This window comes from Microbulbifer sediminum, from assembly GCF_021729035.1.
Lineage (GTDB): Bacteria > Pseudomonadota > Gammaproteobacteria > Pseudomonadales > Cellvibrionaceae > Microbulbifer > Microbulbifer sediminum.
In genome coordinates this window covers 38896-56046 of record NZ_JAJSAP010000002.1, presented here as the reverse complement: position 1 = coordinate 56046, position 17151 = coordinate 38896, and the positions used below count along the sequence as shown (strand labels likewise).

13 protein-coding genes are annotated in these 17151 nt (G+C 43.5%); all 13 read right to left on the bottom strand.

Annotated elements, in window-relative coordinates; genetic code table 11:
- Window positions 1–29: 29 nt before the first annotated feature.
- The 13 genes from LVD11_RS03025 to LVD11_RS02965 all read right to left on the bottom strand — a co-directional run bounded on the left by LVD11_RS03025 (window position 30) and on the right by LVD11_RS02965 (window position 17122).
- The gene (locus LVD11_RS03025) at window positions 30–3236 is read right to left on the bottom strand and encodes a glycosyltransferase (protein WP_237055937.1); all 3207 of its coding nucleotides are present in this window, start codon (window positions 3234–3236) and stop codon (window positions 30–32) included.
- A gap of 197 nt (window positions 3237–3433) precedes the next feature.
- Window positions 3434–3775, bottom strand: a complete 342-nt coding sequence (locus tag LVD11_RS03020) for a MarR family EPS-associated transcriptional regulator (protein ID WP_237055935.1) — start codon at window positions 3773–3775, stop codon at window positions 3434–3436.
- Between the two features lie 721 nt (window positions 3776–4496).
- On the bottom strand, window positions 4497–7331 hold the full coding sequence (locus tag LVD11_RS03015) for a hypothetical protein (RefSeq protein ID WP_237055933.1): 2835 nt from the start codon (window positions 7329–7331) through the stop codon (window positions 4497–4499).
- Window positions 7332–7576: 245 nt separating this feature from the next.
- Entirely contained in the window at window positions 7577–8620 is a 1044-nt protein-coding gene (locus LVD11_RS03010; protein ID WP_237055931.1) for a nucleotidyltransferase family protein, read from the bottom strand.
- Window positions 8613–9296: an acylneuraminate cytidylyltransferase family protein gene (locus tag LVD11_RS03005; RefSeq protein ID WP_237055929.1), complete on the bottom strand. Its 684-nt coding sequence runs from the start codon at window positions 9294–9296 to the stop codon at window positions 8613–8615. The genes LVD11_RS03010 and LVD11_RS03005 overlap by 8 nt, the downstream gene beginning before the upstream one ends.
- Window positions 9297–10352 carry an N-acetylneuraminate synthase family protein gene (locus LVD11_RS03000; protein WP_237055927.1) on the bottom strand — a complete coding sequence of 352 codons (1056 nt, stop codon included), beginning with the start codon at window positions 10350–10352 and terminating at the stop codon, window positions 9297–9299. It abuts the gene before it with no gap.
- A complete protein-coding gene (locus LVD11_RS02995; protein WP_237055925.1) occupies window positions 10349–11206 on the bottom strand; it encodes a glycosyltransferase in 858 nt (285 codons plus the stop codon). The genes LVD11_RS03000 and LVD11_RS02995 overlap by 4 nt, the downstream gene beginning before the upstream one ends.
- Before the next feature lie 4 nt (window positions 11207–11210).
- The gene (locus LVD11_RS02990) at window positions 11211–11855 is read right to left on the bottom strand and encodes a PglD-related sugar-binding protein (RefSeq protein WP_237055923.1); all 645 of its coding nucleotides are present in this window, start codon (window positions 11853–11855) and stop codon (window positions 11211–11213) included.
- Complete coding sequence (locus LVD11_RS02985; protein WP_237055921.1) at window positions 11856–13007, bottom strand: LegC family aminotransferase; 1152 nt, start codon at window positions 13005–13007, stop codon at window positions 11856–11858.
- Between the two features lie 8 nt (window positions 13008–13015).
- Window positions 13016–14200, bottom strand: coding sequence for a UDP-N-acetylglucosamine 4,6-dehydratase (locus tag LVD11_RS02980; protein ID WP_237057077.1), 1185 nt, complete (start codon window positions 14198–14200; stop codon window positions 13016–13018).
- Window positions 14201–14693: 493 nt separating this feature from the next.
- Entirely contained in the window at window positions 14694–15020 is a 327-nt protein-coding gene (locus LVD11_RS02975) for a hypothetical protein (protein ID WP_237055913.1), read from the bottom strand.
- Between the two features lie 89 nt (window positions 15021–15109).
- The gene (locus LVD11_RS02970; RefSeq protein ID WP_237055911.1) at window positions 15110–15985 is read right to left on the bottom strand and encodes an NAD(+) kinase; all 876 of its coding nucleotides are present in this window, start codon (window positions 15983–15985) and stop codon (window positions 15110–15112) included.
- Window positions 15986–16180: 195 nt separating this feature from the next.
- On the bottom strand, window positions 16181–17122 hold the full coding sequence (locus LVD11_RS02965; RefSeq protein WP_237055909.1) for a 1-aminocyclopropane-1-carboxylate deaminase/D-cysteine desulfhydrase: 942 nt from the start codon (window positions 17120–17122) through the stop codon (window positions 16181–16183).
- Window positions 17123–17151 lie beyond the last annotated feature (29 nt).

The following is a 17151-nucleotide window of genomic DNA, read 5'->3' as shown; positions in this document are numbered from 1 at the left end:
CCAATCTATATTCACAAATTAATTGTCGATCATTCCGCGAGCAATTTAGACTGCACGCCTTCGTTTATAGTATGACCACGAACAAAATTATAGATATCCATTATATGGACATCCTCTTCGGTATAACGAGAAATCTCGCGGCAGTGAACATCATAAATCTTGCGCTGATCCTCCTCGTCAAATGAAGAGATTAAATATTCAAACTCTGTCAGAAATTTTCTTTTTAAGTTAAGCATATCGACACCATAAAGTTTATTGTCGACAGTCGATTTCTCTGGCGCCAGCCTTACCAGCGCCTCCTTTACAGCACCAATTTTGAAACGCTCAAAAAAACGAAGATTGAATTCCAGGTCCTGGTGCCTCCGATATGACTCATCAAACCCATTGGCCACCATTATTGCGCTGGCTCTATAAGTTGCTGTATTTGTATGCAGGTAGTGCTTGAAGTAATCAAGCATAAAGATCTCTTTAGTTAGATCACCATCCTTAAATCTATCGAGGTTTAAGGATGGAGAGTTCCAACCCAAGAACCCACAATAAACCGCACCAATCGACTCGCTGGATCCATCTAACTCCAGCACGCTCCTGGATATCCGGCCAGGCAAGTAAATGTCATCATCATCCAGGAAGCTGATATACTCTCCTGAGCTGGAGAAAATGCCGGTGTTTCTTGCCGCAGCACCATTGGCGTTTTTTTCGTGCTGAATAAGCTTGATACGCCTATCAGGGTATCGTTTGGCACACTCTTTAACTACCTCCATCGACTCTACAGAGAAGCTGGAGCCCTTTCCATTATCGTCCACGACTATAAGCTCAATATCTTCGTAGTCTTGACCTAACACACTCTCCATTGCTCGCATAAGATGCCGTGAGCGCTTGTACGTTGGAATGATCACCGATACTCGGCCAGCCTGACGGCAAGCGCGCGACGTCTTGACCTCTTTAAAAGTGCCACCTATAGGGGCGCCCGCGAAGCGTGCGAGTACAGACTTATGAATGTCTTCTTCACTAAAAGGAGCATGCTCATTCACTTCTAGTAACAAGTCCAAAGACAAAGACGAGGTTTCATATAGCCCGTTATCGACGCTCTCTACAAAGTAATTCCGGGGCAGAAATTCCTTATTATGAAGCGGAGATATTCCATTTTCATTTATAAAAAAGTAATTAACATTATACGGAGAGCCGCGATCCCACCTACACTCAAGAGACTCAAGGTTCCTATAAGACTTGAGCACAATGCCTATACATGGTTTTTGGGCTGGATAGTTGAAATCTGGAACCCACCAGCCAACACGATTGGAATGGGAGTACTGAGACCTGCCACCTCGAATTGCACTATCCCCCACATCAGGCATGACTAGGTACGGGTAAGCGACAGAACATGCGCCGTTATACTTTTCATATAGAAAACCGACGGGAAAGTTATCGAACGGTGCATCTAAGTGACGGAGATTGTCGATCAGCTCATCAAATATAGATTCATTAAGAGCGATCGCAAAAGAACCTTTTGTTTTATGTAATTCCGGATTATAAAATCCCCTTTTCAAAGCTTCAGGAATATCAACCCCGCTCCAATCGTATTGCGATGCACCCAGTAGTAAAATCTTCCAGTCTTCGCTTGTTGAGCTTATAAACCGATGAAACCTCTGCTTAAAGTCCCGACATAAAATTATGTCATCCTCAACTATAAGGATATTCTTGAAGCCTCGTACTTTTGCGTCTTCGATTATGGATATGTATGTATAGATATATCCAACGGCTCCTGGGGATTCGATCATCTTCGACCCCCTAATTCTTTCATAATCGGCACAATCCGAAAAAAAAGCCATCTTGCCAAGCGGCCTCTTTACGTATTCTTGGTAATCAAGCAAAGGCTGCCCTTCATAACCGTTAACGGCGGGAAACCACTCAAAATCAATACCAAGAGACCTCAGCTGGAAGCCCACTTTTAGCCTTTTTTCTAGATCATGGGATAAGCTCACCAAATAGACTTTATCAAAGACTGAATTAACCGCCTTTGGGTCATCGAAAATCAGCCCTCTATCTTTCTCAACTTGACGGTAGTATAAATAATCAATCTCACTCTTAGCAGCGACCGACTTTGAGCTGTAGTTGAATACATCATCAATAAAATCAACAACTGCTCTCGGTTTTAAAGGCATACCTGCTTCCGGGACAAACAATGCCTTGCCGCAAGACGAAGAGCCTTCTGAGCCGTTGCACTTACCATCCGACTCGTCGTGTGACGGAAAATCTTCACGCTCCCAGATTTGCTCGTAAGTCCAAGAGTCATATAGCCCAGAACTAGTTTTACACAAAAGTCCTTGAGACCGTAGCTGGCCCTTGAACAACTCTCTGGGGTCAATCGTGTAGCTGGAAGACACCTTGACAACAAGCTGATCTTTACCCGGGTTGTCACTTGATAATGAGGGTTGAACCATTGATGAGGTTTTCGACAAACTTGCTACCGGAACCAGGAAGTATCGAGCCTTTTTGTCGCACGAATCTATATTTCTCTTAACCTGGGTATACTGCTCACTTGATAGGATACAGTTACCATCCCAGGGCAGAACCCATTTATAACCACATTTTATTGCGCAGTTAAATACAAACTTAGCAGCACCAAGATTATTCAAAAGGTAAGAGGCGCGGTCCGCTCTAACAGCGACATTTCGAACTATGCCATTTATAGCTGAAGCAGCCGTGAGCGAATGATCTTTTTGGGGTGGAGCTGAGCTCCCTGTAAGGGGAATTTTTTTATATTCCTGCGGCTTGAACGTAATTTCAAGGTATGACGCATTATATTGTCGCAGCAGATGTACTAGCTTCTCCCGCTTATGCCGTGAAACGACTCTATTAATGACAAACAACTTCCTGACACCAGGAAGTTCACCCTCATTTTTAAGAATGTACTCCAGGCTATTCAGGCCTTCATTTTCATCCTGAATTCCAGGAATATCATTACCTATAATTCTTGCGAGTAGGATAGACTCACCAGGTTTACGCTTACATATCTTGGCGACACTGGGGCCAACGTCAGAATAGCGAACAGTATTCCCCCTAATAATTGGGTACACTATTGCCTTTAAAGTTTTATTGGTGAACGGAACTTTCAGACTCAGCGCATCAATCCCATACTTCTCGTTCAGTTTTCTATATGTAAATCTTGCTGCACGATAAGTAAATATCTTGACCTCTCTAAGTGCCTTGCGCAGATTCGGCTCTTTACTAGTCATTATTTACTCCAAACATCCATTGGATTTTAGCCATCACTTTTTGAAAAAAACTATTCTGACACAATAGAGATGCGCGCAGTCTTACACATCCCACAAGCACACTAATAAAGCCAAGCCAGCATAAGGTAAACGGTTCATGGAAGGCGCGTAAGACGTAATCAGCATCAGCGATAACGGTATCTGCGGAGTGAAATTTTCTACTCGGAAACTGTGTCAACGTGACTTCCAACTTCTTTTCGTAAGGTTTCGATTTCCGATTTTAGGGCTTGGAACTCAGCCAACTTGGAGTTTAGAAACCTAACGGTGATTTTGGTTTTCTCTTCAATCCCCTGGGGCGTGAGGAGATAAGCATAGGCTTGCTTATTTCGACTATTCTTAAAATTTTTCGCCTTGACAAGCCCCACCTCAATTAAGGCTTTTAAGCAATAATTGACTTTGCCGAGGCTAATCCCGAGCTCTTTGGCCAGGTCTCTCTGACTGAGGTGTGGGTTTTGTGAGAGCAACTTCAGTACGCGGTAGCTGTATTCGTCACTAGGCATCAAAGAACTTCCTATCTCGCAAGAAGGCCAGGTATTAGATTGTGAAGGGAGCGGAATACATCCGATGCCTCTGGCGTTCACTCGATGAACGGGATCATACTTGATTTGGGGTCTAGACTCAATCGCGTAGGCTTGATTTACTTTCACGAACAGGCGCAGAGCTGTTCAAATTTTAGCCAGTTAGGCGCAGTTGGTGACAATCCTGGTCTTTACGTCCTAGCGAGGAACGTGAGGAGTAACTACCGCAACACCATTCGGTAAGTCTAAAATAGGCTGAATCGCAGTCTGTCGCATTCTACTTGCACGTGTTCTTCAGGCCGGAGCTTAACAGTTGCACCGCTCGCGGCTGCCCTCTTGCCTATTCTGGTGCTAACAGGAGTGACTGAACTTCGATTTGAGCGTACTCTCAGGATGCGTTGTGTAATGCTTCTCCCCTGTGCGATTAAACAGGAAATATACTCCGGGTAAAAATGCAATACCGCTGAGCGTGACCAGGTGTGGACACGCTGGAGCCCTATGGACAGTTGTCGCCCTTATCTTGTTGAGCGTACATAGCGGCAGAGAATCAAGACTCCGGTTGAAACGCAGTGGATAACCGCAGTTCATCCTCCTTCTGCAGGTAGGTCACCTAACTTCTGCGCCGGCACATCAGAATAACTAGCCAAACTATACTTACGTCCGTTAGATCTTTTGCGAACTTTAAGCTAGCTGAAAAAACGGCTTAGTAGGCTAGACCATCTTTTTTAAACCATTGGTCGATGGCGCCTCCTAGATCTACGGCAACAGCACCGCAATGCTTGCCCACATCTAGAATTGCCTTTCCCGCGACACCGCTTGAGACAAGCAATAAAGTTCCGGGCCCCAAGAGACCACGGACTGCTGAACTCAGCTCATCAATGAGCAAAGGTAAAATGCGATCGGAGGTTACATACTTCTTATTATTATGTGTACGATAATGAGTTGGTATAGGTATCACCGTTACTTCCTCTCCAAGCACACCTTTGATCAGGGTCTCCTTAATACTGGATACGACTATAGTCTTCTCTGCTCGTGAAATCAGGGTTCTGATTGTTTCTGGATCACCGAATAGGGGGATGTTAGCCTTTTCCTCTGTAAACAATACCTCTGAAGAGCAATCATGACCGACACCATTGAGCACTGCCAGTAGCCCCCTACCAGTAAGAGTTGCACTTAATTGGCAGCTATTAGAGCTTATATCTCTTAAGAAACGATAAACAGATGGAATACCCAGTAAGTCTGCACCCTGAATTGCTGCTCTGTTTCGAGCAACTAATCCCGCTCTGGTCTCTTCATCCAGATTCGCTCCCCACCAATGCCTCTCTCTATTTTCAACATCATCAAGAGTAAAGTGTTCACTTAGATCTCTATATATGTACCCTTCTCCTTCACTAAGTCTAATAAATGAAAATGCTTCACGTGCGAGTATTTTATCGCTAATCGTGTCAAGTATCTTATTTCTCTGCTTACTTGACCAACGCACATCCATGTAGCACATTTGGCTTTCAAATTTTTTATAAACGGGAAGGACGTAATTTCTAAACTGCCAAACAACTCCATTTGGCGCATTGGAAATGAAAACATCGAGAACAGTCGGATGTAACTGCGTAGATCCAATATCGCGACTATTGCCAAGAACGTCCAACTTCGCTCTATCCAGACTAGACAAAGAACTGTAAATACTTCTCTCTAAACGACTAATAGGCTCCAGTTCTTGTTTTGATGAATCAATCAAACGCTTAAGGTGTATACGACGGCTAATGTGTAATCTATCTACAGATAGAGCCCTTGCTTTCGCAAAGAACTCCATTAGCCACTTTGAGTTTGTTGAACGTAAAATGGCTGTCAAAAAACTATCTTCCAGCCTGCTGACTACTTGTGGTTCATCTTCCCTGTCAATAATGCTACTTATTTCCTCGTAAACATCTTGATTCAACTCTTCAAAAGTCCACTCAAGTGCTTTCAATTTTATCAGTGCCTGAAACGGTCCCTCTGCAGGAATTTTCAAAGATGCATTATAAATACGGACAAGCTCAGGAATTCTGGCATGATGCAAGAAGTCAACAGCTTCGATCAGGCTTAAAAGTGAATTAGCATTTCTCGAAGGGAGATTTCGGCAATGGGAGAGGTATGTGATTGGCGCCAACACCAATAATTTCAATTCCATTCTCAGTCGTGGTTTCAGTTTAACCTCTCTTCCTGCTATATCTATCCAGCTTCCTAATAGATTTCTCTGTTCAAGATTATCTGATTCAAGGTTAGATCTTCGCGTACGAATTATGTGTTCGACTTTTTCGCACAGTAGCTTTTCATCATTATCATAACTACTCGTAGCCGACGGATTTATTGTTGAGTAACTTCTCAGCCAATCTTCATCATAATTAAAATCTTCCCAGAATCTCCCCGACAAGTCAGAATCAGAAACTGCGTCACATATTCCATCATGGACAAAGCCATAATAGTCACCAGGTAACCAATCATACCCAGGAATATGGAATACCTTTACACCTATGTGAAGTAGCTCTGTTACCACAGATGAGTTCTGAACCACAGCAACGTCGGGTATATCAATGGGATTGAGCTGAATCAAGTCTCCATATATTAACTGGAGCTGGTCGAGGATCCGAGGATCAGTTCTAGGATGAGGCTTTACTGCGATCGACTCAATCGCCGGATTTAATTTCAACGGATCGATTATTTCATTCAGTTTATCTAAGTGGAAATTGGCAGTGAGATATAGTGCAACATTAACTTTCTGCGTCTCTTTTTTTCGCAACCTCTCCAATCGGAAAGAACCAATCCAACGCGACAGTATAAAGCTATCACCTCTTATTGGACCAATCTCAGAATAGACATTAAGTGATCTTTGATTATGCAAAATATTAATATCAAACACTAGAGGTGGAAAATGATCGGTAACCTCAGCATGCTGTAAATAAACCGTTGGAATACTTTTGAATCTTGCGGCCTGGACAATTGCCACGGAAATCGGAGAGTGGTCATTTGAAACAACTATCAGTGGGACCAGCCTGCAAAGCGAGTCAGGATTTGCAGCTACCCAAGATAAAAATGCCTTTGTAAACCAAATAAGAGAGTGAAGTGTAAGCGCAGGAACACTACCAGTGTCTCGGGTCCAATTATAGAAGCAATCCCCAATTGCGGCTCTGTCGACTAAATCTTCCACAGGAGAAAAAGCTGGCTTAACTGTTAATTCGGCAACGTTCACTACTTGTTCAGTAATGCCGTTTCTCCTCAAGACATTTTTAAAGAACTCAAACTCACGTAAATTATTTCTTGTCGATCCACAAAGGTTAATGAAACCAGGAACAAAGCGGCGAAGCTGTAACCCTTTGTCTATCTCATCACAAAAGAAAATATTGGCGTTTTTGACAGCGATCTCACCATCAATAACTTCCACTTCAGAACTATTAAAGAATTTGGCAATATGATCCGGTAAACTGTCTATTCTTTTAGCGCGATCGTTCGTGATCTTGCTCACACGATCCCAACCTTCCTGCATTAATTCAATCAGCTTCATTTAGTTAATCTTTAATAAGTAATCATGAATGAGTTATATAGTATTTACGCGGCCTCATATACGACTGCAAATATCGCTTAGCAAGTATTCATTCCGGATAAAGATAAATTTTCATGCTTTTTAATTCATTTCTGTAGTAATTTTCGAGTCAACTTTTATAGATAAGCTCACTTGTGAATAGTTAATATATAATCTATCAGCCCGTAATTTTGTTCCCGCATTGCCGGCATCAATCGTATCGACTGTCAGTCACTAGGCAAATATTGAATATCAGCGTTTGCGCGACTTAGATCTTCCTTTCTTCCTATATCCAACCAGTATTCATCTACATTAAAAATCGTGGTCTTAAACTTCTCTAACTTCAGCCGTTCAAACAAACTTGGCATATCCAGGTAGACATGATGATCTAACAGGTCCAGTACGCCAGGATTAAGCATGTAAATCCCTGCATTGACCTTAAACTCTAGTACTGGCTTCTCTTCAATTGACGAGATTTCATGGTTGTCTATTGAGTTTACGACTCCATAGGGAATTTGCACTGTATGTTTACGTACGCACATTGTAGCCTTGGAATTTGATTGAACATGACAGTCCCGAAGCTCAGTAAAATTGACACTCGTGAGAACATCAGCGTTGATCACAAAGAAATCCTGATCTAAATCGGATTTTTCAATAAGGCTTAACGCCCCTGCCGTACCTAATCTATCACGTTCTTCAACGTACTGAATTCTTGCCCCGAATTTAGTGCCGTCATCAAAGTATTCTTTGATTACTTCTTTTTTATAATTCACACAAAATATAAAATCGCTGAAGCCATGCTCGCTAAACATCTCTACGAGATGATGTAACATAGGCCTGTCACCAACATTTAGCATAGGCTTAGGGGTATGTCTTGTCAGTTCCCCTAGTCGAGACCCCAATCCACCAGCCATAACAACAACTTTATTTTTCTTGCTGATAAACTCAATTTCATCTAGCGAGAATAGAGTAACAAGTTTGCCGGCGCCATCAACTAGAGGCATATGCCGTCGATGAATCCTTCTAAGGCGAGAGATAACATCACTTTTGTGTGAGTTTATACTCATGAACTCCGGCTGGTAATTTATTATATTACGCAGATTATTTTCTTTTCGTAAAACTGCTCTTCTTACGTCGCCATCCGTTATTATCCCAAGGAGTCGACCTTGCTCATCAATGAAGACAAGCACACCCTGCCCTCCCTTATCCAGAGCTTTTATCGCTGAATGAAACGAACTATCTTCCTTCAGTACGTATACACATCTATGCATCTGGTGCCGCCTCCATCAAATATCTCGCGTAATCCAGATCATCCTGGTAATCAATGTCCACTGATCTTGATCGTGGCATTAAATATGCGTAGCTATTTTCTGAATAATATTTTCTATTTTTTAACAGGTCCGTCTTAAAAATATAAATGGCTCCATTTGGATAGTAGGACACCTTTTCTGTTTGACGGTTATCCATTACTTCATTAAAAATATTCTCGAATTTTCCCTCGTCATTAACGTATTTATGCCACCTAATAGGGTGCGACTCCTGCGTATAACTGATCACCGAATCAGCATTTTTTTCTCGAAATAACGTGATTGCTGATTCGATATCCAGTGATGTTCTCAGAGGACACGTTGGGAGCAAAACAACGATTTCGTTAAGCTCTTTACCCAACCGGGATTCCATTCGCTGAATAAAATCTAAATATACGTCAATGGCTACTGCGGTATCGCTAGCCAGAGCTTCACTTCTCATGAAAGGAACTATTGCACCATAGCCCCTTGCAACATCGGCTATCTCTTCACAATCTGTAGATACGTATACTTCCGAAATTTGCTCAACCAGTTTAGCTGCAGCTATCGAATGTCCGATTAGCGGCTTTCCACCAATCGGCAGGATGTTTTTCTTGGGGAGACCTTTTGAGCCCCCCCTGGCGGGTATTAGAGCCAGCATTTATTTAATATCATCCTTGGTGAGAATGTGGTCATATGGCAAGTCTTGATTAACTCGAAACCCAACGACAAAGTCAGACATTTCTGGGTCCAATCCACCACCAGGTCTCTTATAGTCAATATCTTCCATGGTGATAATTTCGCCAGCACGCATACTCTTTTTTAAGACAATACTACGCCGAAACTCTTTCTTTTTTTCATCTGATTCTGTGGCCCTGATCCGGAAACTGCCTAAGGAATCATTAACTCTCTTTGCTCCAGATACAATCGACGCCAGCTCATCTTGTGTCGCAGACACCTTATGGTCCCAACCCTCCATATTTTTATCTAAAGTAAAGTGCTTCTCTATTAAGCATGCACCTAGTGCCACTGAAGCTAGTGGAATCTCTACCCCAATTGTATGATCAGAAAAACCAATCGGATAGTTTGGAAAAGCTTGTCTAAGTGTAATCATATTATTCAAGTGCACATCTGAATCTACAGGTGGATATGTAGATACACAGTGCAACAAACAAATACTAGTATTCCCCGCTTCTTCGACAGCCCTGACTGCCTTGTCAATTTCGTGAAGCTCGCTGAGTCCAGTTGAGAGGATAATTGGGCGCATCTTCCCTGCCAAATACTGGAGAAAGGGAATGTTATTCAGATCCATTGATGCCACCTTAATGAAAGGTGTGTTCAATTTCTCAACTAAAAAGTCAGCCTCTTTCTGCGAGAACGGTGTCGACGTGCAATCTATTCCCACCTCGTCACAAAACTTCTTCATTTCAAGCAGCTGCTCTTCGGATATTGAATACTCCTCAACAATTTCTTCAAGAGAGTAATCTGTCCGGTTTCTGTAGTCATCAGCGATAAAATAGTTATCTTTATATTTTTTCCTGGAAAAAATGCTATCTTTAGTCCAGCTCTGGAACTTTACACAATTTGCTCCAGCTTGCTTCGCTTGTAAGATTAATTTACGCGCCAAGCCCATGTCCCCATTGTGGTTCGATCCGAGCTCAGCAATCACATATGGAAGACCGTAATTTTCAAGCTTAAAGTTTGTTGTTAGCATCATATTATTTCCCCGGTTTGTATCATAGACCACCAAGCATGGCTCTCACGTTCGGAGCACATTACTTCTCTACTAAGCATATCGAACTGCTTTAGATCTATTTCATTCAGTCTACTCAGAAAATTTTCAAATTCATTTTTGAGATTCGGTAAAGCTGAAGAAAGTAAGCTATAGTGCTTTTTCTTCACCTCAAGTTCATTTTGAAATTGCTCTCTGGAGTTCTCCAGGAGATTTGCAAGGTGTTCACCGTCTTGTCGATATAATGTCTTAGTGCTATTGGTGAATTGTGCAGTCAAGCCTTTATGTAAAAGTATTGAGTAGAAATACCAGTCGACAATCTTTAGCTCTTCCGGAAAGTTTACCGGGAAGAGCTTTTTTAAATTCACAGAGGTATTAGAAAGCCCAAAATAGTTTTTCTCTTTTATATCTTGGTAACTGAGTTTTTGCCCGTGCTTTAATTCTCCCTGAAAAAAACCCGGGTATATCACTCTCTCACCGGAATAGATGTCCAGATCGTTAACAATAATGTCCGCGTTATCAGATTCCGAGACTGCAGCTTCAACCCTATTGCAGTCTGCGACATCATCAAAGTCGCAAAAGATGCCAAGCTCATAATGTAAACGAGCAGTGTTAATTAATAGCTCTCTATTCTTTGCAATATTTGAAATCCCAGGGAGCTCTATAATATTAAGAGCTTTATACTCTTCCTTTAATTCGTGAAACCCCTCATAACCATCGTTCACGACTAGGATGTCAAATTTTTTATTTGATTGATTTAAGAGAGATGTAAAAAAATCCCGTGCAATGTAACTATCTACCGGATATGCCGTAGACATAATCACAACGGTATTCTTCACTTCGCTAGCTCTGAGGTTTATACTTCGCTGGAACTCCAATTAAAACTCCACTTTCTTTAAAGCTTTTGGTTACAACTGCCCCTGCGCCAACCATAATATCCCCACCTAAAACCAGTGGACTTCCCTCGGCGCCCTGGAGGACTGTAGCATTGGTGCCTATATATACGCGTCTTTTTAAACAGACATTTCCAGAAACATTGGCGCCAGGCAATATAGTTGAGTAGTCGCCAATTTCGCAGTCATGGCCAACCGTTGCGTTTACGCCTATTACAACAAAGTTGCCCAAGCTAATATTGCTCATCAGCCTCGCACCAGCAGCGATGACTATTCCCCTTGCACTCACAAGTTTCTTATATTGAGCTCGTCCAAATGTCGCACTAGAGTGGATCAAATTAGCATATGGTAAATTTGGATATAAGTTTGAAATCGCCTGTCTTTTCCCGGGATCTGATACACCTATTGCAAAATTGAAATTGTCTCTGGTTAGTCGTGGTATTTCTTCTTCGGAAAATATTGGTATGCCATGTTTTTCAGGGACTTCACCGGTTTTTTCAATGAATACAATTTCTCTAATGTTTAAATCATCACAAAGATCAACAATTTCAGATGCAAATCCAGCCGAACCAAATATCGCTACTTTAGAAATCATTTACATGAGCTCCTTGCTAATACCACTAGGGATATTAACCGCGTGCTCTTCTAGATATTTCGAATTAGATAAGTCATCAGAGAGACAATGCTTAAATGCTGGCAAATTACTCATAAGCTTCCATATTGGCCGGGTCATAACGCCAGCCCGGTTTGTCTCGAGCAATAGTTGGTCCCTACTTTTTTTGGTCGGGCAAATTACGCAGTTAAGCCAATAATTTGACTTTGCATACTCAGGCTCCTTGAAAAATACATAATCTGATCTATTGAAAAAGCTCATGTAGTTGTTAGCTATTTGCCTTTTCTTATCTAGCAGAGTACCTATATTTTCCAACTGAGCACATCCTAGTGCTGCATTTATGTTAGGTAGTCTATAGTTAAATCCGGGCTCATCATGGAAAAACTCGAAGGGGTGTGAGACCTTAGCAGTTGTAGTTATGTGCTTTGTTCGTGCTCCTTCAAGGTCGCTTTGGCATAGGACCATTCCTCCGCCTCCGGTAGTAATGACCTTATTACCATTAAAGCTCAACGCAGAAAACTTTCCGAACGTACCGGTATGCTGCCCCCTGTAAAAGGATCCTAGGCTTTCTGCAGCGTCCTCAATCAACTTTAAATTCCATTCACTGCATAGATCTAAAAAGCCGTCCAGTTGAACAGGATGGCCAAAGGTATGCATAGGGAGGATGGCGCTAATCTTCCTATTTGTGAACTTATGCCTGCATTCCCCTGCGCTGTCAATAAATGCATTTTCATCAAGCCACTTCCCGGTTTTCATCGGACACAGCCCCATGCTCTCCATTGAAACATCAACAAATACTGGCTCAACTCCCATGTGATATAACACATTGCACGTGGCAACAAAGGTCAGCGCTTGCGTAATCACCATGTCCCCGCGCTGTACGTCAGACATATATAGCGCCGTGTGCAGGGCGGATGTACCGTTAACCGTCGCTACAGCCTTTTTACATTTTGTATAGTTTTCTATCTGGCTTTCGAATTCATCAACAAATTTTCCGACACTTGAAACAAACGTACTATCAATTGTTTCAGTGACATATTTGCTCTCATTCCCAGCAAAGATCGGTGCGTGAAGAGGAATCACTTCATTACTACTGTAGATTTCACGCACGAATTTCACTAGTTCTTGATGCATATAAATTCCTACATTTTGCCGTCTAGATATTTCCCAGTCTCTTGGTGGGAAAATTCAGGTACCAGCTTTACAAATAAAGAAAGCAAGTCGCTCTTATCCCACTTTCTCAAATTTTTATACCGGCTAATTTCAGCCTCAAATTTTTCTAACTTTTCCGGATCAAAGAGAGCGTCATTCTTAATGATACCTACGCCGTTAAACCGATCCAGGTTAACGGAATCCTCATCACTAAAGAACTCTTCAAAGTCTTTTTCCCCTGTAGTATCACTTCTAGTGAAGAGACAGGGCCATTCCTTTTTACCAGCAAGTTCATGAACTAGACTTCTTGCTTCCTCTTCAGAAGAGCAAATGTAAGGTTTGTACCCCCTAAGCTTGAGGTATTTTTCTGCGATGGAAGAAAATGATATCAGGTCCAGGTCATCACTTAGCTTTGGAAAAAAGACATCTCTATTTTCTCCCAAGAGACACGATAGCAGGCACAACTGCCCAGATTCTTCAGGAGTGATGAAATATCTTTTAATATCATTTGGCGCGACTATCGGTTGAGCTTTGAGCAGCCTTTGATTAAATCCATGCAAAAGTGATCCGTCAGAGAATGCGACGTTCGCAAAGCGTGCGGTTGATATCCTAATATCCTTACTTCTGCGCATTAAAAATAACTCCATAATGCGCTTAGAGGCTCCCATCATATTTACCGGGTTCGTAGCCTTATCAGTAGAAACACAAAAATATTTTTCAGCCCCAGATTCGGCTGCCTGCAAAACCGATTTATCTGTATTAAGAATATTCACATCAATCATTCGCATTAATGTATACGGGTCTTTTTCACTGCGAACATGCTTTAAAGCGGAGAGGTTAAACACATAATCATAGCTACCATCAGCCTTCATGAAGGCATCATATTCAATGGAGCCTAAGTCCAGGCAAAATGTTCTGAAATCACCTTTTATATAACCCAGAGAACTTCTAACGTCTCTAACCAATTCAGTCAGATTGTTTTCACTTATGTCGACCACGTGAAGTTTCTTGGGGCTTCTCTTGAAGAGTTCTTTAACTACCGCCTGGCCTATTGATCCAGCGCCGCCAATCACTAAAAAGCTACTAGCCTCCACGGTCCCAGACAAATATTCTTCGTGTGTCTTGATATCTTTCTGGAATAAATTGTTTTCTCTTCCAATAAGAGACAAAGTCATATCTAACACTGCAATCCTCGATCCACAATAAATTAAAAAACGGCCAAGAAAATCAACACCACAATTCGGCAACCCAGAATCACTTTATCGTGAAATTCATTCAGGCAGGGAGAGGAGGCTTTGAGCGAGCCATTCACGGCAAATAATCCATAGTTTTCGGTATAGGGAATTAACAGTTTTTAAGTACAAGACCCAAAATGGCTCCCTGGTCAACGGACGGCTTATCCGCTAATTTAGCGTCAAGCTTTCAAGATTAAATACTCGCCTCGAATAATTTGTATGTTTTTGCACTCGACAATCACCCCAATGATCCATAAAGCCTACCAACTTCAGTCTTTTCGCTATATTTAAAAAATCATGCAGTGATCTGCTTAATGTCTGCTTTGATTCTTACATTTTTGCCGGACTTTAGTAAGTCTCTCATTAGCATAGGTACTTCAAGTTGACTTCAAGCGGTCCATTTAGCCCAAAGCAAAAGAGGTTATTTCTCCGCTCATTGCTGTCTTGACAAAAAACGCTTTATGACCCTTATCGGCCCGGTCAACCTCCAAGAAGTACTTTTCCTTATTTGTTCGATTTTAGCTTTTGCACGACTCAGTTCGCGATTGGCTTGAGACAATGTTTTTTTTAGCTGCATATTTTCTTTTTTAATTTCACTAATCTTTTTTTCAATTTCACTAATCGTTAACGAGCGTTCCTTTACCTCCAAATAGAGATCCTTGTTCTCCTCCATCTCTCCCTGCACCCAATACAAGTGCTCCAACAGCATAGCGCTCTCGCACTTTAAGTCACTTAGTAGTTCATCAGATTGTGGTTGCATTTTATTCTCTGTTAGGTGTCGTGAATAAGGTTTATAAATCTCTACATCTGGTTTTTATCGTGAATTAAAAATCTCGCTGACCCCCTTCACTATCCACCTAGTTGCCAGCTAAGTTTAGAGCGACATGTCTCATAAAAATTATGTTCAATCGGATGGATTAGTGTCAGACGATGAGGTTTTTTGTGAATGCGAACTACATCACCTGGCTTGGTAATCAACTGATCATGTCCATCACAGGTTACATGTGGACGGGCAATATTGTGCTCACCAATAATAATCTTGAACTCGCTGCTACCTTCAACAACGATCGGCCTGCTGCTTAGTGTATGGGGATTTAGTGGAACAACCACTATTGCATCCAATTTTGGATGCATTATTGGGCCTCCCCCGGATAATGCGTAGGCTGTAGATCCGGTAGGGGTAGAGACGATGAGGCCATCGGACCGCTGGGTGTATACGAACTGGCCGTCAATAAAAAGGTCAAACTCGATCATCCGGATAAATTCTCCCGGATGGATGACCACATCATTGAGAGCGGAACCTTTCCCAACAGGCTTACCATTGCGAGTCACAGACATATCCAGCAGGAAGCGACTTTCCGCCATATATTTTCCTGACAGGACTTCGCCAACCTTGGATTCGATTTCGTCGGGAGTAATATCTGTGAGAAAGCCCAGGCGACCGCGATTGATACCTAAGAGGGGCACACTGAATTTGGCCAGTGCGCGGGCTGCTGCCAGTAGACTACCGTCGCCGCCCACCACGATCACCAGATCGCAGAGTTCGCCGAGCTTGTCCTTGGAGGAAATACGCGCACCTTGGGCAGCCACCGCCTTCGCGGTCTCCTGCTCGAGTACCACGGCATAACCCTCACGCTGCAGGAACGCCATCAGGCGCTTGAGCGAAAGAACTGCACTGTCACTTTCTGTCCGGCCGATCAGCCCGATATTTTTGAATTCTGACACCGCTCCCCCATGGTGCCCTAACCCGGGCCCAGCGATTCAGTTCTTGCCTGCCTGAACTGTTTGTTTTTTAAGCAAAAGGTGCCCACCGGGCACCCGAAAACCGATCGGAGATTATGCCTGAGCTTTGAATCCGAGTCGAACCGGGACCCGGCAGTCAGGAGAGCAGAACACGAGCCGACCAGCCCAAATCCATGATCATTTTATAGCCGGCGCAAAGCCTCGCCTGCCCTGCAGCCCGCCTGTATGGATGAGCAGGACGCGACTGCCCGGCTGCAACTTGCCCGCGGAGCAGTGTTGGCTCAAGGCATAGACAAGCTTCGCCATATAAACAGGTTCAAGGGGTATTCCCGTGTCCGCCTCAAAGTACCGCTGCAAGGCCCTCAGGGCGGTGGTCTGGCGGGCATAGCCACCGCAGTGATACCCGCCAAGAACCGCTGGAATGCGAGGGCAGTCGAGCTCCCGTAGCCACCGGAGCGCTTCTTCCTGGATTCCCCCCTCGGCCTTGAGTACCGGAACCCCAACTGTGCCCCCCTTACCCAGACCCACCTGCAGGCCCGCGAGGGACACGCCGGTACCGCAAGGCAGCCATACCTGGTCAAATACGACGGGCGCAGTAGCCTCTATGGCCTCTCCCAGCATACGCAGACCGTCAAGTCCCTCCCGGTTCGAACCACCTTCGGGAATAAAGTGGGCCCGATACTGCTCAAGGCCTGCCAAGGACAAAAACTCATCGCTGTAACGCCGCCTGTATTCAGCCCTGGTCACAAAATGCAGTTTCATGCCCAAGCGCTCGGCATCCTGGAGCGTGGCACTCAGTTCTTTCGGCCGTGCGCCGCGGATAACGCCAAGAGTCCTGAACCCAAAACGTCGGCCAGCTGCCGCAGTCGCATGGATATGATTTGACCAGGCACCGCCGCAAGTGATGATGGCATCCAACCCCTGTTCCCGCATGCGCTGAACGTTGTAGACCAGCTTGTAGGCCTTGTTACCAGAGATCAGCGGATCCAGCAGGTCATCACGCCGCATCCATACCTCAACCTCCGGAAAGAGACTGCTGTGGAGCCGCTGGTATGGGACGTTCAAGGTAGCCTCGCGGACAGAGCCGGGATCAAAACGGGTCAGGTAGCGAGGGGTCATGGCTGATTCTCAGGGTATTCGTCGTAACC